This window comes from Geodermatophilus sp. URMC 65 (assembly GCF_053502545.1).
The window spans coordinates 4,032,636-4,051,460 of the sequence record NZ_CP199954.1 but is presented as its reverse complement, the minus strand read 5'-3'; the positions used below and the strand labels follow the sequence as shown (position 1 = coordinate 4,051,460).

Below are 18,825 nucleotides of genomic sequence, written 5' to 3'. Positions count from 1 at the left end.
GCCCTCGGTGGCACTCGGGCACGATGGCCGCCGTGATCACCACCCGGGTGAGCCGGCACGTCGACGCGCCGCGGCCTGCGGTCTACCGGGCGCTGCTCGACCCCGGCGCCGTCGCACGGTGGAAGGTGCCCGACGGCATGACGTGCCAGGTGCACGAGTTCGACGCCCGCCAGGGCGGCACGCTGCGCGTCTCGCTCACCTACGACGAGCCCGGGCCGCGGGGCAAGACCACCGCGCACACCGACACCTACCGCGGCCGCTTCGTCCGCCTGGTCCCCGACGAGCTGGTCGTCGAGGTCGACGTCTTCGAGGCCGCCGACCCCGCGCTGCAGGCCGAGATGACCAGCACCATCACGCTGACCGACACCCCGGACGGCGGTACCGAGCTGACCGCCGTCCACGACGGGGTGCCCGACGCCGTGGCCCCCGCGGACAACGAGCTCGGCTGGCGGATGGCCCTGGACCGGCTCGCCGCGCTCGTCGAACGCCGTGGTTGACCATCACGCCGTGCGGGGGGCCTCCCAGAGGTCGATGCCGGAGTCGACAGCGTGCTGGTCGATCGCGGCGAGCTCGTCGTCGGTGAAGTCCAGCCGCTCGAGCGCGCCGATGTTCTGCTCCAGCTGGCCGACGCTGCTGGCGCCGACGAGCACGCTGGTCACCCGCGGGTCGCGCAGCGCCCAGGCCAGCGCCATCTGGGCCAGGCTCTGCCCGCGCTGCTCGGCGATGCCGTTGAGCGCACGGACGTGCCCGAGCGCCTCCTCGGTGAGCAGGTCGGTCGACAGCGACTTGCCCTGGCTGGCGCGCGAGCCCTCCGGGACGCCGTCGAGGTACTTTCTGGTGAGCATCCCCTGCGCGAGCGGGGAGAAGGCGATGCAGCCGGCGCCGACGTCCTCGAGGGTGTCGAGCAGTCCCTCGGTCTCGATCCAGCGGTTGAGCATCGAGTACGAGGGCTGGTGGATCAGCAGCGGCGTCCCCAGGTCGGCGAGGATCTCCGCCGCCTTGGCGGTGTCCTCCGGGGAGTACGACGAGATGCCGACGTAGAGCGCCTTGCCGGCCTGGACGGCGCTGTGCAGTGCGCCCATCGTCTCCTCGAGCGGCGTGGTCGGATCGGGCCGGTGGGAGTAGAAGACGTCGACGTACTCCAGGCCCATCCGGCGCAGCGACTGGTCGAGGCTGGAGAGGACGTACTTGCGCCCGCCGCCGCCCTGGCCGTACGGGCCGGGCCACATGTCGTAGCCGGCCTTGGTCGAGACGACCAGCTCGTCGCGGTAGGGGCGGAAGTCGTCGGCCAGGTGCCGGCCGAAGTTGACTTCCGCGCTGCCGTACGGGGGGCCGTAGTTGTTGGCCAGGTCGATGTGGGTGACGCCGAGGTCGAAGGCGCGGCGCAGGATCGCGCGCTGCCGGTCGAAGGGGACGTCGTCCCCGAAGTTGTGCCACAGACCGAGGCTGACCGCCGGGAGGTCCAGGCCGCTGCGGCCGGTGCGCCGGTAGGTCATCGAGTCGTAGCGGTCGTCAGCTGCGGTGTAGGCCATGGCCGCGATCCTGCCCGGCGCGCGGACACCCGAACCGGGGGCCTCCGGACCTACGCTCGGGCGACCGGGTCCCCGCTCCACCGGAGGTGCGCCGTGCTGCGACTCGTCGGGTTCCTGCTGGTGGTGTGGGTGGTGGTCTCCGTCATCGGCGCGGTGATCGAGGGCCTGTTCTGGCTCGCAGTGGTCGGCCTGGTCCTGTTCGTGCTCACCGCCGCGGTCGGCTGGGGCAAGCGGGACACCCGGATCTGAGAACCCACGGGGAGCTCAGACCCGCAGCGCTCGCCCTCCCCGCCCCGGAGGGTGCCCGACGCCCAGGGCGCGGGCCGCCGCGGTCAGCGCCCGGGACATCCTGGACGGCACGGACGCCGGCCCCGGGATGGTGACCGGCCGGACCCGGCCGTTGTGCAGCGCAGCGAGCCGCCACGCGCCGCCCTCCTCCACGGCGACCAGCGTCTGCCGTGAGAGCCGCCGCCCCGGCAGGCTCGAGCGCCACGGCATCAGCACGGAGCCGGTCGCGTGCAGGACGGCGACGCCGGGTCGCAGGTGGCGGACCGACTCCACGCGGCCGACGAGTGCCGAGCCGCTCAGCACGCCCGTGAACAGCCGGTGGTGGTTGTCGACCATCGCCTGACGACCGCGCGCGTGCGTGCCGTCGTAGGACACGTAGTCGCTGTCCTCGGTGAAGCAGTCCCCGTAGGCGGCCGCGTCGCCTGCTGTCCAGGCGGCACACATGCGGTCGAACAGCTCGTGCAGCGCCGCGTCCGCGCTGCTGTCGACGACGGTCATCGGGTGTCCTCCGCTCGTTCCGGACGGGTGGGAGCACCGACGAGGAGCGCCCGGGCCCGGAGGCGGATCGCGCACTCCTCGAGCTCGTCGGTGGCGCGGGACAGGAAGGTGAGCACCGCGTCGACCTGGTCGCGGGTCATCCCGGCGGTGAGGCGGTCGAGGTCCGGCCCGTGCTCCTCGAAGACGGCGGCGACCTCCTCCACGCGCTCCGGTACGGGCTGGAGCAGCTGCCGTCGACCGTCGTCCGGGTCCGGACGGCGGCGCAGGAAGCCGGCCGCCTCCAACCGGTTGACGACACCGGTGACCGCACCGGTGGTGAGACCGGTCATCGCGGCGAGCCGGCTGCCGGTGAGCTCGCCGTGCTGCAGCAACAGGTCGAGGCACTTGTGGTCGGAGGGCCCGAGGCCGAGCCGCTCGGCGACGGCGTGGTGGTACAGCACCGTGGCCGTGCTGTACCGGCGCGCGATCCGGGCCAGGTACGCACGTCCACGTTCGACATGTGGGCTCACTTCCCACCTCACTCACTCAGTAGGTAAGCGAGTTTACAACCAGCCAAGGTGGGATCGTCACGTTCCACAGGGCGTGACCACAGCCCGGGTCGGCGTCGGCTCGCGATCCGTGCGGTGGCGACCACGGTCGTGTGACGCGGCGCCTGCGAGGGCCCTTCTCGGCGCGGGCGATGCGCGACAAGTTGCCGGCCCACCGCTCGGTGTGCCAACGGGTTGTCGGGCCGATCGTTGCCACCCGCCGATCAGGAGCCAACTGGCGGGTGTGCCGCGGGGCTGTGCTGTGACCCGGCTGTGGCTCGTGCGGTTCTAGCCGGCTGCCAGGGTCTCGACCCCGGTGAACGTCCATGGCTGGAAGGTGCCGCGCTCGGGCGACACCGAGACAGCGAGCGTGCCCAGCTCGGCGCCGGGCATGTAGAACAGCCCGGTCCACTCCGCCGACGAGCCCGGCACCAGCTGCGTAGGCAGGTTGTTCCGGTCGTTGTAGTAGGCGTGGGCCGGGAAGCGGTTCTCCCCGTAGAGGAGGTCCCCGTCCGGGCCGGCGTCGATGACGTTCGGGTCGCTGCTCCAGGCGAACGCCTCGGTGCCGGTGTTGGTGAAGCGGACGGTCACCAGCACACGAGTGTCGTTGACAGAGTCGTAGGGGTCGGCTTCGGCAGCGGTGGTGACGTCGACGACCTCGGCGGTGAGGTCACCGGGGAAGGTGCCCGGTTCGGTGACAGGGCCCTCCACAACCGGCACTCCCTCGCCTGCACGGTCGACCTCCTCCGCTGCCGAGTTGGCCTCCTCCTCGGCGATCGCCTCACCGACGGAGTCGCGCACCACGTCCAGGCAGGCTTCGGTGTTCTCGTCGTAGAACGCCTGGTCCTGGCAGTCAGCCGATGACGGCGAGCCACCACCGCACCCGGCCAAGGCCAGGCAGGCAACGGCGATCAGCACAGGACGGCGCATGGTCACCTCCGAGGCGGTCAGCTACGCGCAGAAGGTATGCAGGGCGTGCGGCCGGCCGCCGGGCTCGTCGGTGGGGTTCACCCGGTCGGACGACGAGCTCGGCGATCCCCGCAGGGATCGGCCGTTGGGCGCTGCTCGATGACGCAGGCCTCGGGGCGGTCCTGTGGTGCCGCGTCAGCAGAGCCTCCAACCGAGGCCCTCGCCGTCGCCGACCGGCTGCTGGCCGACGGGCACGGCGTCAGCGTCGACCTCTTCGGCGAGCTGGTGACCGACGTCGACACCGCCGTGGCGGTCGTCGAGCAGTACCGGTCGCTGGCCGCCGCGCTGCCCGCACCTCCGGCTGACGCCTGGCTCTCGGTCGACCTCAGCCACCTGGCCCTGGACGTGGACCCGGCCGGCACCGCCGACCGGCTCGCGGCGATCACCGCCGTCCTCCCGCCGGGCCGGCGGCTCCAGGTCGGCGCCGAGGACGCCCGCCGCACCGACGCCGTCCTGTCCTGCGTGCTCGACGTCGCCGGCCGCGGCCTGGCCGACCGGCTCGGCGCCACCGTGCAGGCCTACCTGCTCCGCTCCCCCGAGGGCGGGCCGAGTGGTCGATGGCCACCCACGACGGTCGGTTGCGCGAGGCACTGCTGCTGCTGGCGGGACCGGTGACCGTCGAGCAGCTCCTGGGCGTGCGGCCCGACGTCCTCGGCGACCTGCGGCGGCGCGACGTCCCGACCCGGGTCTACGTCCCCTACGGCCAGGACTGGTTCCGCTACTGGATGCGGCGTCTCGCCGAGTCCCGTGGCGCGTAGCCGGTCAGGCCCAGGCCGCAGCCTTGCGGCGGAGCAGCTCCCGCTCCCGCTCGTTGCCGCAGAGCTGCACCGCACGCTCGATCTCGTGCCGCGCCTCGTCGAACCGGCCGAGCCGCGCGAGCAGCTCGCCCCGGACGCTCGGCAGCAGGTGCGAGCCCACCAGGCTGTCCCCTCGCGCCAGCTCGTCGACCAGCGGGAGCGCGGCCGCCGGGCCGCGGGCGACCGAGACGGCGACCGCCCGGTTGAGCTCGACGACCGGGGACGGCGCGAGCCGGCCGAGCACGTCGTAGAGGAGCACGATCCGCTCCCAGTCCGTCTCCTCGACCGACGGCGCGACCGCGTGGCACTCGGCGATCGCGGCCTGCACGCCGTAGGGGCCGAGGCCGCGGCCGACCCGGCCGGCGTGCGCCAGCGCCGCCCGCCCGCGCCGGATGGCCGCGCGGTCCCACCGCCGGCGGTCCTGCGCCTCCAGCAGGACCGGCTCGCCGTCGTCGCCCACGCGCGCCGGGAACCGCGCGGCGGTGAGCTCGAGGAGGGCGAGCAGGCCGTGCACCTCCGGCTCGTCGGGCACCAGCTGCGCCAGCACGCGGGTCAACCGGACCGCCTCGCGGGCCAGGTCCGGCCGGATCCACTCGCTCCCGGAGGTGGCCGTCGAGCCCTCGGTGAAGACGAGGTACAGCACGCTGAGCACCGAGCCGAGCCGCACGCGGCGCTCCTCGGGCGGTGGCACCTCGAACGGCACCTGTGCGGCCGCGAGCGTCTTCTTGGCGCGGGTGATCCGCGCCTGCACGGTGGCGGTCGGCACGAGGAAGGCCCGGGCGATCTCGTCGGTGGTCAGACCGCTCACCACGCGCAGGGTGAGCGCGACCCGGGCCTCGCGCGAGAGCACCGGGTGGCAGGCGGTGAACACCAGGGCGAGCACGTCGTCGTGGATGCGGTCGGGGTCCCAGAGCAGGTCCCGGTCCGGTCCCGCCACGTCGGGCGCGGCCGCCCCGGTGACGGCGCCACCCTCGGGGAGGTCCCGGGACAGGGCGGCGTACCGCTCGTCGAGGGCCGATCGGCGGCGGAAGGCGTCGATGGCGCGGCGTCGTCCCACGGTCAGCAACCACCCGGCGGGCTCGCGCGGCACGCCGTCCCTGGGCCAGGCGACCAGCGCCTCGGCCAGTGCCTCCTGGGCGAGGTCCTCGGCCAGTGCGAAGTCCCCGGTGTACCGGGCCAGGGTCCCGGTGATGCGTGCGGACTCGATCCGCCACACCGCCTCGACCGCCTCCCGGCCGCCCGCGGCCCGGGGGGTGGCCGCGGGGCCACCCCCCGGACGGCTCACAGCTGTCCGGTCGCCGCCCGCCACGCCCGCTCCTTCTGGATCCACTCGTTGTCCTGCGGGAACTCGTCGATGCTGGAGACGCGGCGGATCTCGGTCTTGCTGCCCGGACCGGCCATCGGTGCCCGCTTGGCCCACTCGACGGCCTCCTCCAGCGAGGCCACGTCGAGGATCCAGAAGCCGCCGAACAGCTCCTTGGTCTCCCCGTACGGGCCGTCGGTCACCACGGGCGGCTCCACGGAGTAGTCGACGACGACGCCCTTCGCCGCGTCGTCGAGCCCCTCGGCCGCGACCAGGACACCGGCCCGGATCATCTCGTCGTTGAAGCGGCCCATGGACTCGATGACCTCGGTGAAGTCGACGTCCTGGAAGGCGGCGTAGGTCTCGTCGGTCGCGCGCATGATCAGCATGTACTTCACGGTGGTCTCCTACCGATCCCGGGTCCCCGTCGGACCCTCTCACCCCTCGGTCGAACGGCGGCCCCCCCGGATCGACACCACGCTCGAGGGATCCCGACGCCGACCCACCGCCTCGCTCAGGCGGGTGGACGGCACGGCCGGCGGCCGAGCGCGGCCAGCAACCGGTCCTGCGCCGGTGCGTCGTCCGGCACGGGGACCGGCGGCCCGTACATGCCGGTGGCCTGCAGCTGCCCGCCGAGTGCGAGGACGCCGGGCAGGAGGGCCCGGACGGCGTCGGGATCGAGGTCGGCCGGACGTCCGGTCGCGGTCGCCAGGTCCCAGGTGTGGACGACGGGCTCGACGAGCGCGATACCGAGGAGCTGCTCGACGGTCCGCGGGCCCAGCGGGGTGGCCACCACGGCGCCGGGTGCGGCACCGTCCAGCGCCGCGACGGCCGCCTGGTGGGCGCGTCGCCACGAGCCGGCGGGGTCCGGCCCGGCGAGCGTGCCGAGTGCCTCCGGGTCGGTGACCGGCGCCACGGGTCCCTCTCCGGCGAGCATCGCGAGCACCTGGCCCTGCCCGTCGACGAGGTGGCCCACCAGCCGGCGGGCCGACCAGCCGGAGCAGGGCGTGGGTGCGACCCAGCGCTCCGCCGGGACGGCGTCGACGACGGCGTCGAGCCGATCGAGCGCCCGCAGGTACCGCGCGACCGCGTCGTCCGGCCGGGTCACGGGGCGCCGACCGGGCCGGGGACGGGCAGCGCCCCGGCCGAGGCGACGACGTGGTCGACGAGGCCGTACTCGCGGGCTTGTTCGGGGGTGAACCAGCGGTCGCGGTCGGAGTCGCGCTCGACCTGCTCGACGCTCTGCCCGGAGTGCTCGGCCTGCAGCTGGTCGATGTCCCGCTTGAGGCGTCGGAGCATGTCGGCCTGGATGGTGATGTCCGACTGTGTCCCGCCGACCCCCGCCGAGACCTGGTGCATCATGATCCGCGTGTGCGGCAGCGAGAACCGCTTGCCGGGCGTGCCCGCGGTGAGCAGGAACTGCCCCATCGAGGCGGCCATCCCGAACGAGTAGGTCGCGACGTCGCAGTCGATGAAACGCATGGTGTCGTAGACGGCCATCCCGGCGCTGACCGAGCCACCCGGCGAGTTGATGTACAGGTGGACGTCGCGGTGCGGGTCGTCGGCCGAGAGCAGCAGCATCTGCGCGCAGATCTGGTTGGCGATGTCGTCGTCCACCTGGCTGCCGAGGAACACGATGCGTTCCCGCAGCAGGCGGTCGAAGACGGCGTCGTGCAGTGACGCGTGCCCGTTCCCTGCTCGCAGGAACGGTGCGCCGGCGCTGGTGGGCGTGAGAACGTGCATGGCCGACCCCTTCCGTGGACTGGTGGTCCGGAGTCAAGCAACGCGCACGACGAAATGCGCGGCCGAAATGGCGCATCTCGCCATTCGCGCAATTCTTGTGCCTTGAGTGAAATGGTCTTGACCGCGGCCGTCGACGACGTCGTCCGGTGCGGCCGGGACGTCCGGCGTCCCGCCGTCCTCTGGGGATGGGGCAGGCTGCGGCCGTCGCACCCCGGCACCGACCCCGCGGAGGAGATCCCGTGACGACCCCGCCCGCCGTCTTCGTGCACGGCAACCCCGAGACCCCGGCGCTGTGGGACCCGCTCGTCGGCTCCCTGCAGCGGGACGTCGTCCGGCCGGCCCCACCCGGCTTCGGCGCTCCCCTGCCTGCCGACTTCGGGGCGACGATGCCCGAGTACCGCGACTGGCTGGTCGGGGAGCTCGAGCGGATCGGCGAGCCGGTCGACCTCGTCGGCCACGACTGGGGTGGCGCCCACGTGGTGAACGTCGCCATGGCGCGGCCGGATCTGCTGCGCAGCTGGGTCAGCGACGCGATCGGCATCTTCGACGAGGACTACGTGTGGCACGACCTGGCGCAGGCGTTGCAGCAGCCGGGTGTCGGCGAGAACTCGATCGCGCAGATGCTGGGCGGCAGCCTCGCTGACAAGACCGCGCGGCTGGTCTCGTTCGGTCTCCCCCGGGACGTCGCGGAGCAGGTGGCCGCAGGGCAGGACGACGACATGGGCCGCGCGATCCTGGCGCTCTACCGTTCGGCGGCCCAGCCGGCCATGGCCGATGCGGGCCGGTCGCTGGAGGCCGCCGCCGCCCGTCCCGGGCTGGCGCTGCTCCCGTCGGAGGACTCCTTCGTCGGCACCGACGCCCAGCGGCACCGCGCCGCGGCCCGCGCCGGTGCCCGGGTCGAGGTGCTCGACGGCCTCGGGCACTGGTGGATGGTGGAGGACCCGCAGCGTGCAGCCGCCGTCCTCGAGCACTTCTGGGCTCGGCTCTGACGCGCCGGCTCAGCCCCACCGCAGCCCCCGGAACCGCAGGCTGGTCCGTGCGCCGATGTCGTCGACACCGGGCTCATCCAGGGCGACCGGTGTCGTGCCGTCGAACAGCCGCAGCCCGGCGCCGGTCTCGTCCTGCATCGCCTGCATGTACCGGGGGGTCCTGCAGTTCGGCGAGGTCGGTGTACAGCGCGGCCGCACTGCCCTCGGCGTCCTGCACGAAGCCGTCCAGCGACACCGTCATCCCGGCAACCACCCCGGTCATCGGGCCCTCCGGTCCTGGTCGTCCCGCATCTGGGACCTCTCGGCCGGGCCGGACTGATCCCCGCCGGTTAGCGTCGCCGGGTGGGCGGAGTCCGGAGGCGCGAGGTGGTCACCGTCCGGACCGCCAGGAGGGACGACGAGCGCCGGCTCGCGGCCCTCGACCGGGTGACGTGGTCTCCGGCCGTGGCCCCCGCGCCGCTGTGGCCGGAGGACGTCGACTTCTTCGAGAAGGACCCGCCCGAGGACGTCCTCGTGGCCGAGCTCGACGGCGCGGTGGTCGGCTACGTGAGACTGCGCCGGCCCACTGCCCTGCCGTCCCATCGGCACGTGCTCCAGGTGAACGGGCTGGCGGTCGACCCGGCCGTGCAGCGCCGCGGCGTGGGCCGGGCCCTGTTGGTCGCTGCGGTCGAGGAGGCCCGGCGGCGCGGCGCGCGGCGGCTCACCCTGAACGTGCTGGCCACGAACCCCGGCGCCCGCACCCTGTACGCCGACTGCGGCTTCGTGGTCGAGGGCGTGCGGCGCGGCGAGTTCTTCCTGGATGGCCGGTACGTGGACGACGTCCTCATGGCCGTGTCCCTGCAGCCTGCATGAGCAGCCCCCGGTGGGCGCCGATCCCGGTCCGTCGTGAGGGCATGGCCCGCCGTACCAGCGGGACGACGGGTCAGGAGACTGCACGCCGTGACGGACGAACGATGGACGACGCCCGAGGAGATCGCGGCCGCGCGTGAGCGGATGGAGGCCGCGATCGACGGCTACGAGCGCCCCGCGGCCTACGCGCTCGGACAGGCCGGGGAGATCGGCGCCGCGGCCGGGGACGTCTTCCCCCTCGTCAACAGCAGCGCGAACTTCCTCCCCGCGGTGGTGCTGGCGACCGTGTGCGGCCACGTCCGCGGGACGGCGACGTACGTGCTCGATGAGCAGCGGCTGCTGCGGGATGCGCTTGCCGGCTGAGGCGACGGCGCCGGGCATCGCTCAGTAGGGCGGTGGTTCGGTGACGGCGGTCAGGCCGGTGGGGGTGGTGACGGTGAGGGTGCCGTCGGGGGCCAGGTCGTGGGTCCAGCCGGGGGCCTGGTGCTTGCCGCGGTGGTCGCCGGTGCAGTAGCCGGCCAGGTTGGCCGCGGCGGTCTCCCCACCCCGGGCGTGGGGCCGGTGTCCAGCTCGCCGGCCCGGGGCACGCGGCGGCGGCAGCCGGGAAACCGGCAGCGCCGGTCGCGGGCGCGGAGGAACCGGTCCAGCGCCGCACCGGGTGCGTAGCCGTCGGTGGGCCCGGGCCTGCCCAGCCCGGGGCGGCCGGTCAGGTCGTGGCTGCAGGTCTGCGGCCGGCGCCGGCAGGCCGGCCGCCCGCAGCTGCCGGTGCGGCGCAGCCCGGGCAGGTCGGTCGGCGTCAGCAGCGCCCCGGACACCGCGTCGGTGAGCGCCAGGCGCGGCCGGTCGGCCAGCCCACCCCCGGCCGTGGTGTCCAGCAGGTCGGCCAGCTGCTCCCGCTGGGCGTCCGCCGCCGCGGCCAGCGCACCGAGCGCGTCGGTGGCGGCATCGGCCCGCCCACTGGCACTCGCCCGCCAGCCGGCCTCGGTCGCGGCGTCGACCTTGGTCGCGGTGCGCACGCTGCGGGAGGCGTGACCCAGCGCCATCCGGGCGGCGTGCACCGCCGCACCGGCCTCCTGCACCGCCCGGTCCGCGGCCGCCCACCAGCCACCGCCCGACCGCGGCGCAGGCGCGTCCGGCTCTGGAGCGGTGTCCGGTGACGGTGCCGGGTCAGTGTTCGGCGGTGCTCGGTGATTGGCGGTCGGCTGCTGCCGGGCGCTTCGGCACCGGTGTCCTCGGCGGCCCACGGGCACGGGATCCCCGGATCGGGCCACCCGTCGACACCGTCGTCGTCTGCTCCGCGGGCGTCACCGGGCCGCGGGTCCGGACCCCGGTCGGGTTCGTCGGCCAGCTCGCCGACCAGCAGACGGCGCTCCACCTCGTTCCACCAGGCGGCCAGCTCGGCCTGCTCGGCCTCCTGCCACGCCACGTCGGGCCGGAGCGTGACCTCGGCGGTCGGCCGGACCGGCTCCGGCTCGCCCGAGGCCGCGTCCGGCATCGGCGGCTGGCCGGCGAAGGCGCGGGCCAGCCGGCGGGCCATCTCCGCCGGCAGCAGCTCCCCGTCCAGCTCCGCCGGGGCGTCCCCACCCAGCATGGTGGCCACCGAGGCCACCAGCGTCAGCAGCACCCGCACCGGCGGCAGCTCGGACTCCCCCGGGCGCAGCACCAGCTCCAGCAGCGCGTCGACCATCTTCTGCCCGCGGGTGCGCACCGGACCGCCCGGCTCGTCCCCCACCGCCTCGGCGCACTGCACCAGCGCGCCGTAGAACGCCCGCGCCTCGGGCAGGGTGCAGTACAGGCTCACCAGCGCCATGCCCTCCACCCGGTCCGGGCGGATCGAGACCCCGCGCTCCTTCAAGGCCGTGGCTAGCCGGCGGCCGCCCGCGGCGGCATCCCGCTGGGCCACCACCTTCCGGGCCTTGTCGCCCAGCTGCGCCGGCGAGGTCACCCGGTGCCGCTTCGCCACCCAGCCCAGCAGATCGGCCTCCACCTCCGCCCGCAGCGCCTCGTCGGCGATCGGGGCGACCTTGTCGATCAGGTGCCACAGATGCCCCGCGTGCAACAACCCCGACTCCAGCGCCGCCAGCGTCCCCGGCAGCCGGTGCACCAGCGTCAGCGACCGCTCCAGCTCCTTCTCCGCGGCCTGCTGGGTCAGGTTCAGCGCCATCGCCAGCTCCGGTGTCGCGCACTCCGACACCGACCGCAGCAGCTCCGGACGCGCCGCCCACCGCTCGGCCGACATCGCGCCCCGCTCACCCTGCTGCCGGTCCGCCGACGCCGGCCGCGAGGCGGCGAACGCCGCCACCGCGCATGCCTTGACCGCCGTCTGCCGGGCGATCTCCCGCGCCGCGGCCTGCACCGCACCCAGCGGACCCGACGCCCAGCCGACGGTGGGCGCAGCAGCACCCATGGTGCTGGTCTGCGCACCGTCGTCCATGCAATCGATCATACGTTCGACTTATCAAGGGGCAAGAGAAAAGTGCAGGTCAGAGGCGAGAGCCGCTCGGCGATGCTCGAGGGGTGCAGCCCCACTCGACCACGGGCCCGTGATTCGCTTGCGCACCCGCCCGGCCGGTCTCTGCTTGCATGTCCGCCGTGACCGATGGAGAGAACGCCCTGACCGGACTGCGCGTCGCCGTGCTCGGCCCCGGCGGGGTCGGCGGCCTGCTGGCGGCACTGCTCGCCCGCGGCGGGGCGGTGGTGACCTGCCTGGCGGGCGCGGCAACGACGGAGCAGCTGCGGACGGCCGGCATCCGGGTGGAGAGCGCGCACTTCGGCGACTCCACCACCCCGGTGGACGCCGCCGAGCGGTTGACCGCGCCGGTCGACGTCCTCCTCGTGACCGTCAAGGCCACGCAGCTGGACGACGCCCTCGAGCGGGTGCCGGCCGACGTCCTCGGCGACGCGCTGGTCGTGCCGCTGCTCAACGGCGTCGAGCACGTCGACCACCTGCGCCGGCGCTACCCGCAGGCCGGTGTCGTCCCGGCGACGATCCGCGTCGAGAGCACCCGCACGGCACCGGGGGTGATCCGGCACGGCAGCCCGTTCGCCACGGTCGACCTCGTCACCGTCCCCGGGCTCGAACAGCGGGTGCGGCGGCTGGCCGACGCACTGCAGCAGGTCGGCGTGACGACGAGGGTCGGGGACGACGAGCCGACCGCGCTGTGGAGCAAGCTGAACTTCCTCGCTCCGCTCGCGCTGCTCACCACCGCCGCACAGGCGACCGCCGGCGAGGTCCGCGAGTCCCGGCGGGAGGACCTGGTGGCCATCGTCGGCGAGGTCGCCGCCGTCGCCCGCGCCGAGGGTGCGCCCGCAGACGAGGAGCAGGTCGTCGGCTTCTTCGACGGCGTCCCCGCGGGCATGCGCTCGTCGATGCAGCGCGACGCCGCGGCCGGCCGCCCACTCGAGCTCGACGCGATCGGCGGGGCGGTGGTGCGGGCCGCGACCCGGCACGGGATCGCCGTCCCGGTCACCGCCCGCTACGTGGACCAGCTGCGGGAGCGCCACCCGGGCAGCTGACCGTCCTCCAGGGTCAGCGTGAACAGCACGCGGTGCAGGCCGGGGCCGTCGTGGTCGCGGTGCACCGGGACGCCGTCCACGACGTCGTCGCCGGGCACGACCTCGAAGCCGAGGCCGCGGTGGAACCGCACCGAGGTGGTGTTGCCAGGGCTGGTGAGGCAGGACAACCGGCGGGCGCCCCGCCCCGCGACGTGCCCGGCGAAGCGGCGGTACAGCGCACCGGCGACACCCTGGCGGTGCAGCGCCGGGTCGACCCCGACGAAGTGCACGTAGCCGACGTCCGGCTGCGCCGAGGACAGGAACCCGACGAGGAAGGCGCGCAGGTCCCCGGCGGCGTCCTCGACCACCCAGCTGCTGTCGGAGAAGTGCTCGAAGAACAGCCGCGACAGCAGCAGCGCCCGCTGCCGGGCGCCGTCCGGGCCGCCGAGACCGCCCCACCACGAGTCGAGCGCCGCGACGACCCGGCCGTGGTCGTCGGGCACGGGGTGGCGGGCGGTCAGGCCCGGCGGGAACTCCTCGGTCACGGCACCTCCGGGGACGACGGTGCGACGTGCGCGGCCAGCCAGCGCAGGAGCACCGGCTCGACGAGCACGACCAGGTGGGCGTAGCCGCGGGTGGACGGGTGGTACGCGTCGCCGGCCGCGACCTCGGCGACCCACACCGCGTCGTCCGCCAGGCCGGTCGTGTCGACGAACGGCACCGCCCGCGCGGCGCACTGCGCCGCCATGCCGGCGGAGAGGTCGGCGGCTCTCGCGTTCTCGTCTGCCTCCGACACCGGCGGTGGGCCGACGACCAGCGCCGCCCACCCCCGCGCGGCCGCGCCGTCGAGGACCTCGGCCAGCGCGGCCAGCGACCGCTCCCGCGGCACCCGCCGGCGTCCGTCCGCCAGGATGACGTCGTTGAGGCCGACGGCGACGACCACGCCGTACCGGTCCCCGTCCCGCAGCCGCCACGGCGCCTCGGCGAGGAAGCGCCGGGCGACGTCGACCGTGGTGTCGCGTCGGACGCCGAGGCCGTAGGCGGTCAGCTCCCAGCCGGCCCGTCGGGCGACCGCCGTGACCGGGCCGACCCAGCCCGCGCCGGTCGGGTCGCCGACCCCGGCGGTGAACGAGTCGCCCAGGAAGCACACCCGCACGTCCATCACGCCACCGGAGGACGGCGCCCTCCCGCGCGGCCGCTGCGGCGTCGCGGCGTCACGGTGGAGGCAGCGACGACGGAGGCGGTGGGCGCAGGCACCACGGGAGCCTATTCATGCACCGGCGTGCATGACCACCGATGATCGGTGAGGCCCTACGTCGTCGGATCGAGCGACCGGGTACGGGCGCTCTCATCCGGGGCGTGGGGCACCTGGGCCGGCAGCACGTGGTCGCCGACCCGGTCGGTGGACAGGCAGAGCGAGCAGACGTGCGCGCCGTGGGTGGCGCAGGCGGTCATGTCCGGTCGCTCGTAGTCCTGGCGGCAGACGTGGCAGGTCAGCGACTCCTCCGACGGGTTGCCGTGCTCGTCGTACATGGGGAGGTCGATGCCGTCGTCCGTGCGCCGCAGGTAGTACCGCCCGCGGGTGGCGACCGCCAGCACCGGCGGCAGCAGGAACGCCAGGCCGATGGCGACCAGCGGGGAGTACGGCCGCAGCGTCTCGCCGAGGCCGCCGAAGAAGCACACGATCGAGACGCCGGCCGCGACCAGCATCGAGACGAAGCCGACCGGGTTGACCGCGTAGAGCATGCCGCGGCGGAACTCCGGCGCCTTGGGCGAGATGCCGAGCAGGTACTTGTTGACCGCGATGTCGGTGGCGACGACGACCACCCAGGCGATGCCGCAGTTGGCGTAGAAGCCGAGGATCGTGTTGAGGAAGTCGAACATGTCCGCCTCCATCAGCACCAGCGCGATCGCCAGGTTGACGGCGAGGAACACCAGCCGTCCCGGATAGCGCCCGGTGACCCGCGTGAAGCTGTTGGTCCAGGCCAGCGAGCCGGAGTAGGCGTTGGTCACGTTGATCTTCACCTGGCTGATCACCACGAGGACGACGGCGAGGGTGATCGCCAGCCACCCGGGCATCAGGTCCCGGTAGATCTCCAGGAACTGGTGCACCGGCTGGTTGGCCACCGCCGCGCCGTCGGCGACGGTGGCGATGACCCAGACGGCGAGGAACAGCCCGATCACCTGCTTGGCCGCGCCGAACAGCACCCAGCCCGGGCCGGCCAGCAGCACCGCCGTCCACCAGCGGCGGGCGTTCTGCGGCGTCTTCGGCGGCATGAACCGCAGGTAGTCGATCTGCTCGGCGATCTGCGCGATGAGCGACAGGCAGACGCCGGCGGCCAGCAACGCCGAGCCCACGTTCGGCGACTGGCCGTCCTCCCCGCGGTAGGCGAGGAAGGCGTCGATCGACTCGGGGTGGGCGACCAGCAGGTACCCGAACGGGATCACCATGAGGACCAGCCACAGCGGGGTGGTCCAGACCTGCAGGGTGGACAGGGCCTTCATCCCGTAGATGACGAGCGGGAAGATGATCACCGTCGAGAGCGCATACCCCAGCCACAGCGGGATGCCGAGCCCGAGTTCCAGGCCCTGCGCCATGATCGCGCCCTCGAGGGCGAAGAAGATGAAGGTGAACGTCGCGAAGACGACGTTGGTGACGACCGAGCCGTAGTAGCCGAAGCCGCTGCCCCGGGTGATGAGGTCGAGGTCGAGGTTGTAGCGGGCGGCGTAGTAGGCCACCGGGATCCCGGTGAGGATGATGACGACGGCGAAGACCGCGATGCCCCAGAGCGCGTTCGTCGTCCCGTAGCTGATGCCGATGTTCGCGCCGATCGCGAAGTCGGCGAGGTAGGCGATGCCGCCGAGGGCGGAGGTCGCCACCACCCCGGTCGACCACCTCCGGTAGCTGCGCGGGGCGAAGCGCAGCGTGTAGTCCTCGAGCGTCTCCCGTGTCGCCGTGTCCGTCGGTGCGGCGACGCGTGCCGTCGCCGCGGTGTCGAGCTCGCAATGGGCCATGGGCCGTCCCCCGGTCTGCGTCGGTGATCCCGGTCCCCGCAGACGCTGGAGGACGACTGTTGCCCGGGCGTTCCGGGACCGTTGCGTTCTGCCGACCGGGCCGCGCGGCCGGTGGCGGTCACGCGCCGGAGCGGAGGTCCGCGGCCGGTCAGTCGTCGGAGCCGGTGGCCGTGTCGTCCCGGGACCGCGTGCCGGTCGCGTCGGCGGTGGCGTCCTCGACGTCCGTGGGCTGCGGCGCAGCCGTCCCGGTGGCCTCGGTCGTCTCCTCGGTGCCCGTGGCCTGGTCGGTAGCCGTGTCCTGATCGGCGCCGGTGCCCTCGTCGCTGCCGGTGGCCGGCTCCTCGGTCCCGGTGACCGGCGTCCCGGCCTCGGCGGCCGGGGCCTGCTCGGACGCCTCGGCCGGCTCGGCGGCAGCCGCACCGGCCCCGCGCACGCTGATGCGGACGGCGTCGAAGGCGGGCACCTGGTTGGCGAAGACCATCATCGGCATCCGGTGCGAGCCGTCGCCGGCCCAGGTCGCGCACTGCGCCTCACCGGCCGTGGGCAGGCCCGGGATGCGGACCGTGACGGTGTCCGGGCGGGCGCCGCCCCCGCCGTCCTCGGTCGCGACGAAGACCGCCTGGCGCTCCGGCCGCGGCGCGGTGTCGGTGTCGCCGAGCACGCGGCAGGCCGTGTGGACGTGCCCGCGGACCAGGCCGCCCTCGGTCAGCGTCGAGGGCTCGACGTAGTAGCCGCCCTCCGCGGCCGCGAGGAAGCGGTCGCGGACGAGGTTGCGGGTCGACACCTCGAGGGTGAAGGCCTGCCCGACCGCCACCTCCTCCGGCGCCTCGGTGATGAGCAGCTGCGGGTTGTCCTCGGGCGCGCCCAGCTCGCCGAACGGCGTCGAGACGCAGGCCGGGCCGACCTGGAACCCGGTGTGCGCGGGCAGGTCGGACTGCGCGCACACGTCCGCGGTCGCCTCACCGGCCTGACCGGCCTGACCGGCCTGACCGGCCTGACCGGCCTGACCGGCCTGGCCGGCGGTCGCGGCCCCGGTCCCCGTCGCGGCCGCGCTGCCTGCGTCGGACGCCGTCGCGGCCGGCGCGGTCGCGGTCGGCCCGCCCTGCGCGGAGGCCGCGCCGGTGCCGGCGAGGAGGCCGGCCAGCCCGATCCCGGCGACGAGGGTCAGCGTGCGGCGCCTGGTGGTCCTGTCCATGGGTCAGCTCCTTGCGTGGTGCCCGCGGACCGGCGCCCGCGGGGTCGGGGCCCGGCGCCTCGCCCGGTCGGCCACGGCACGGCCGGCGACGAGGAACAGGGCGGTGAGGAGGGCGGCGAGCGCGGCCTGGACGACGAACGTCATCGTGTGCGAGCGCCAGTCGTCGGAGCCCAGAGCGGCCGGGTCGGGCAGCGCGGCGTAGTCCACGAGACCGGTCGACTCGAGGTACTCGATGTGCCGCTGGACGAAGCTCATCGCCTCGGCGGTGAACTCCCGCACCACCGTGTTCTCGGTCGCCGCGCGGACCTGCGCGAGGACGGGCAGCACCGCGCCGTGCGCCTGCCGCACCAGGAAGACCGCCCGCTGGTCGAAGGTGGTCCGGGGCTGCGCCGCGATCTCGGCGATCCAGTCCTGCTGCTGCGCGGTCGGCTCGACCGGCAGCGCGACCCCGACCTCCGCCGCGGCGGTCTCCACGAGCGCGTCGAGCTCGGCGTGCTCGGCGGCGATCAGCCGGCCGGCCTCGCGCACCCGCGGGTCCTCGGCCCGCTCGCTCATCGAGCTGCCGACGGGCATCTCCCACAGCCCGGCCTGCTTGACCTTGTGCAGCACGTCGCGGTCGGCCGGGTCGAGCGGACCGGTGGTCCCGTCCTCCTGCCGCACCGGCGACCCGATGTCGGTGTCCGCGGCCGCCCGCCCGGGGACGGCGAGCACGGCGACGACCCCGAGGACGACGAGGGCGAGGACCCAGCGGACGCTGCGGCGGAACAGGAGCCCGGAGGGGCGGTGGTGCATGGGGAGCGGCGTCCTCGGATCCGGAACGACAGTGACCGCCCGAGGTTAGGCAACTGCGCAGCGTTATGGAAGGTAGGGTGGAGCGGACCGGTCCGTCGCAGGACCCGGCCTGCTGGCCCCCGGCGGCGAGCCGTGGTAGCCGCGGTCCGGTGCAGGTGGGAGCGGGTGCCGTACCGCCTCCGCCCACCGCCCGGCCCGCGGCCGAGCACCGTCCTCCAGGCCGCTCGGGGTGAGCTTTCCCACGCGGGGTCAGGTGCGGCCGAGAGCGGACCGGCGCTCCTCGCGGGCGGTGCGCAGCAGCGGCACCAGGCGCGGGTCGCGGAGGTCCCTCGGCCCGGCGCACGGTCAGCTTGCGGAAGGCCTCCCGGTGCCGTCCAGCAGGCCGCCGTGCTCCAGGTCGGCCCCGTGGTTGAAGCCCAGGTTCAGGTGCCGGGCGAGGGTCGCCAGGTAGGCGTAGTGCTCGCTGTTCTTGGCCGGGCCGACGCCGTAGCCGACCGTCCCCTGGTGCGGCCAGACGACCCGGACGACGTCCGGGTCCACCTCGCGGACCAGCGTGTCCGCCGCGTGCACCAGGTCGGCCACCCCGGGTGCGAGCCGGGCCAGCAGGACGTCGAGGTCACCGGTGCCCACCCCGACAGTGCACCACCTCGGTCCCGTCGCGCCCCGCCGCACCTCCGGGCGGGCTCGGCACGGAGGCGTGGGCGCGCGCCCCGGCCGGGGGCGAGCGGGCCTGCCCGTCCTGGGTGGGTCGAGCCCCCGTGAAGGACACGTGCTGCCCACCCCGTCGACGGACGGGGGCAGCGAGCCGACTCGCGCTCTCCCGGGGCAGCCGA

Annotated in this window: 25 protein-coding genes; 9 read left to right on the top strand and 16 right to left on the bottom strand. The window is 74.4% G+C overall.

Features of this window, described 5'->3' with window-relative positions; genetic code table 11:
- The first annotated feature begins 23 nt into the window (after window positions 1-23).
- Window positions 24-497, top strand: a complete 474-nt coding sequence (locus tag ACWIX7_RS19655) for an SRPBCC family protein (protein ID WP_448618092.1) — start codon at window positions 24-26, stop codon at window positions 495-497.
- Between the two features lie 3 nt (window positions 498-500).
- On the opposite strand, the gene mgrA is transcribed toward ACWIX7_RS19655, so the two are convergent.
- Window positions 501-1,532: an L-glyceraldehyde 3-phosphate reductase gene (mgrA, locus tag ACWIX7_RS19650; RefSeq protein ID WP_448618091.1), complete on the bottom strand. Its 1,032-nt coding sequence runs from the start codon at window positions 1,530-1,532 to the stop codon at window positions 501-503.
- A 93-nt stretch (window positions 1,533-1,625) separates the two neighbouring features.
- Here mgrA and ACWIX7_RS19645 point away from each other — a divergent pair, with 93 nt between their 5' ends.
- Window positions 1,626-1,781, top strand: coding sequence for a hypothetical protein (locus tag ACWIX7_RS19645; protein WP_448618090.1), 156 nt, complete (start codon window positions 1,626-1,628; stop codon window positions 1,779-1,781).
- Between the two features lie 15 nt (window positions 1,782-1,796).
- Here the strand turns inward: ACWIX7_RS19645 and ACWIX7_RS19640 are convergent, their stop codons facing one another.
- From ACWIX7_RS19640 to ACWIX7_RS19630, 3 genes are all read right to left on the bottom strand, one after another.
- Window positions 1,797-2,318 carry an SgcJ/EcaC family oxidoreductase gene (locus ACWIX7_RS19640; protein WP_448618089.1) on the bottom strand — a complete coding sequence of 174 codons (522 nt, stop codon included), beginning with the start codon at window positions 2,316-2,318 and terminating at the stop codon, window positions 1,797-1,799.
- On the bottom strand, window positions 2,315-2,827 hold the full coding sequence (locus ACWIX7_RS19635) for a MarR family winged helix-turn-helix transcriptional regulator (protein ID WP_448618088.1): 513 nt from the start codon (window positions 2,825-2,827) through the stop codon (window positions 2,315-2,317). The genes ACWIX7_RS19640 and ACWIX7_RS19635 overlap by 4 nt, the downstream gene beginning before the upstream one ends.
- A 306-nt stretch (window positions 2,828-3,133) precedes the next feature.
- Complete coding sequence (locus tag ACWIX7_RS19630) at window positions 3,134-3,775, bottom strand: hypothetical protein (RefSeq protein ID WP_448618087.1); 642 nt, start codon at window positions 3,773-3,775, stop codon at window positions 3,134-3,136.
- Window positions 3,776-3,913: 138 nt separating this feature from the next.
- Between ACWIX7_RS19630 and ACWIX7_RS19625 the strand changes: the two genes are divergently transcribed.
- Window positions 3,914-4,429 (top strand): hypothetical protein, encoded by a 516-nt coding sequence (locus tag ACWIX7_RS19625; protein ID WP_448618086.1) that lies wholly within the window; start codon window positions 3,914-3,916, stop codon window positions 4,427-4,429.
- Window positions 4,426-4,572: a hypothetical protein gene (locus tag ACWIX7_RS19620; RefSeq protein ID WP_448618085.1), complete on the top strand. Its 147-nt coding sequence runs from the start codon at window positions 4,426-4,428 to the stop codon at window positions 4,570-4,572. Before ACWIX7_RS19625 ends, ACWIX7_RS19620 begins: the two co-directional genes overlap by 4 nt.
- Before the next feature lie 4 nt (window positions 4,573-4,576).
- On the opposite strand, the gene ACWIX7_RS19615 is transcribed toward ACWIX7_RS19620, so the two are convergent.
- The 4 genes from ACWIX7_RS19615 to ACWIX7_RS19600 all read right to left on the bottom strand — a co-directional run bounded on the left by ACWIX7_RS19615 (window position 4,577) and on the right by ACWIX7_RS19600 (window position 7,657).
- On the bottom strand, window positions 4,577-5,896 hold the full coding sequence (locus ACWIX7_RS19615) for an RNA polymerase sigma factor (protein ID WP_448618084.1): 1,320 nt from the start codon (window positions 5,894-5,896) through the stop codon (window positions 4,577-4,579).
- The gene (locus ACWIX7_RS19610; protein ID WP_448622171.1) at window positions 5,893-6,303 is read right to left on the bottom strand and encodes a YciI family protein; all 411 of its coding nucleotides are present in this window, start codon (window positions 6,301-6,303) and stop codon (window positions 5,893-5,895) included. Before ACWIX7_RS19610 ends, ACWIX7_RS19615 begins: the two co-directional genes overlap by 4 nt.
- Before the next feature lie 125 nt (window positions 6,304-6,428).
- On the bottom strand, window positions 6,429-7,022 hold the full coding sequence (locus tag ACWIX7_RS19605) for a TIGR03086 family metal-binding protein (protein WP_448618083.1): 594 nt from the start codon (window positions 7,020-7,022) through the stop codon (window positions 6,429-6,431).
- A complete protein-coding gene (locus tag ACWIX7_RS19600; protein ID WP_448618082.1) occupies window positions 7,019-7,657 on the bottom strand; it encodes a ClpP family protease in 639 nt (212 codons plus the stop codon). The genes ACWIX7_RS19605 and ACWIX7_RS19600 overlap by 4 nt, the downstream gene beginning before the upstream one ends.
- A 111-nt stretch (window positions 7,658-7,768) precedes the next feature.
- Here ACWIX7_RS19600 and ACWIX7_RS19595 point away from each other — a divergent pair, with 111 nt between their 5' ends.
- On the top strand, window positions 7,769-7,900 hold the full coding sequence (locus ACWIX7_RS19595; protein WP_448618081.1) for a hypothetical protein: 132 nt from the start codon (window positions 7,769-7,771) through the stop codon (window positions 7,898-7,900).
- On the top strand, window positions 7,897-8,646 hold the full coding sequence (locus ACWIX7_RS19590) for an alpha/beta fold hydrolase (RefSeq protein WP_448618080.1): 750 nt from the start codon (window positions 7,897-7,899) through the stop codon (window positions 8,644-8,646). The genes ACWIX7_RS19595 and ACWIX7_RS19590 overlap by 4 nt, the downstream gene beginning before the upstream one ends.
- Before the next feature lie 9 nt (window positions 8,647-8,655).
- Here ACWIX7_RS19590 and ACWIX7_RS19585 read toward each other — a convergent pair whose 3' ends face one another.
- A complete protein-coding gene (locus ACWIX7_RS19585) occupies window positions 8,656-8,793 on the bottom strand; it encodes a hypothetical protein (RefSeq protein ID WP_448618079.1) in 138 nt (45 codons plus the stop codon).
- Between the two features lie 195 nt (window positions 8,794-8,988).
- Between ACWIX7_RS19585 and ACWIX7_RS19580 the strand changes: the two genes are divergently transcribed.
- Both ACWIX7_RS19580 and ACWIX7_RS19575 read left to right on the top strand, forming a co-directional pair.
- A complete protein-coding gene (locus tag ACWIX7_RS19580) occupies window positions 8,989-9,498 on the top strand; it encodes an N-acetyltransferase family protein (protein ID WP_448618078.1) in 510 nt (169 codons plus the stop codon).
- An 87-nt stretch (window positions 9,499-9,585) separates the two neighbouring features.
- Window positions 9,586-9,858, top strand: coding sequence for a hypothetical protein (locus ACWIX7_RS19575; protein WP_448618077.1), 273 nt, complete (start codon window positions 9,586-9,588; stop codon window positions 9,856-9,858).
- Window positions 9,859-10,291: 433 nt separating this feature from the next.
- On the opposite strand, the gene ACWIX7_RS19570 is transcribed toward ACWIX7_RS19575, so the two are convergent.
- Complete coding sequence (locus ACWIX7_RS19570) at window positions 10,292-11,929, bottom strand: DUF222 domain-containing protein (RefSeq protein ID WP_448618076.1); 1,638 nt, start codon at window positions 11,927-11,929, stop codon at window positions 10,292-10,294.
- A 149-nt stretch (window positions 11,930-12,078) separates the two neighbouring features.
- Here ACWIX7_RS19570 and ACWIX7_RS19565 point away from each other — a divergent pair, with 149 nt between their 5' ends.
- Entirely contained in the window at window positions 12,079-13,011 is a 933-nt protein-coding gene (locus ACWIX7_RS19565) for a ketopantoate reductase family protein (protein ID WP_448618075.1), read from the top strand.
- Here ACWIX7_RS19565 and ACWIX7_RS19560 read toward each other — a convergent pair.
- The 6 genes from ACWIX7_RS19560 to ACWIX7_RS19535 all read right to left on the bottom strand — a co-directional run bounded on the left by ACWIX7_RS19560 (window position 12,972) and on the right by ACWIX7_RS19535 (window position 18,622).
- Window positions 12,972-13,535, bottom strand: coding sequence for an N-acetyltransferase family protein (locus ACWIX7_RS19560; RefSeq protein ID WP_448618074.1), 564 nt, complete (start codon window positions 13,533-13,535; stop codon window positions 12,972-12,974). The genes ACWIX7_RS19565 and ACWIX7_RS19560 overlap by 40 nt on opposite strands.
- Window positions 13,532-14,152, bottom strand: a complete 621-nt coding sequence (locus tag ACWIX7_RS19555) for a GDSL-type esterase/lipase family protein (RefSeq protein ID WP_448618073.1) — start codon at window positions 14,150-14,152, stop codon at window positions 13,532-13,534. Before ACWIX7_RS19555 ends, ACWIX7_RS19560 begins: the two co-directional genes overlap by 4 nt.
- Window positions 14,153-14,301: 149 nt before the next feature.
- Window positions 14,302-16,005, bottom strand: coding sequence for a hypothetical protein (locus ACWIX7_RS19550; RefSeq protein WP_448618072.1), 1,704 nt, complete (start codon window positions 16,003-16,005; stop codon window positions 14,302-14,304).
- A 148-nt stretch (window positions 16,006-16,153) separates the two neighbouring features.
- Window positions 16,154-17,200 carry a hypothetical protein gene (locus ACWIX7_RS19545; RefSeq protein WP_448618071.1) on the bottom strand — a complete coding sequence of 349 codons (1,047 nt, stop codon included), beginning with the start codon at window positions 17,198-17,200 and terminating at the stop codon, window positions 16,154-16,156.
- Between the two features lie 3 nt (window positions 17,201-17,203).
- Window positions 17,204-17,992, bottom strand: coding sequence for a DUF4142 domain-containing protein (locus tag ACWIX7_RS19540; protein ID WP_448618070.1), 789 nt, complete (start codon window positions 17,990-17,992; stop codon window positions 17,204-17,206).
- A gap of 345 nt (window positions 17,993-18,337) precedes the next feature.
- The gene (locus ACWIX7_RS19535; RefSeq protein ID WP_448618069.1) at window positions 18,338-18,622 is read right to left on the bottom strand and encodes a hypothetical protein; all 285 of its coding nucleotides are present in this window, start codon (window positions 18,620-18,622) and stop codon (window positions 18,338-18,340) included.
- Window positions 18,623-18,825: the final 203 nt, after the last annotated feature.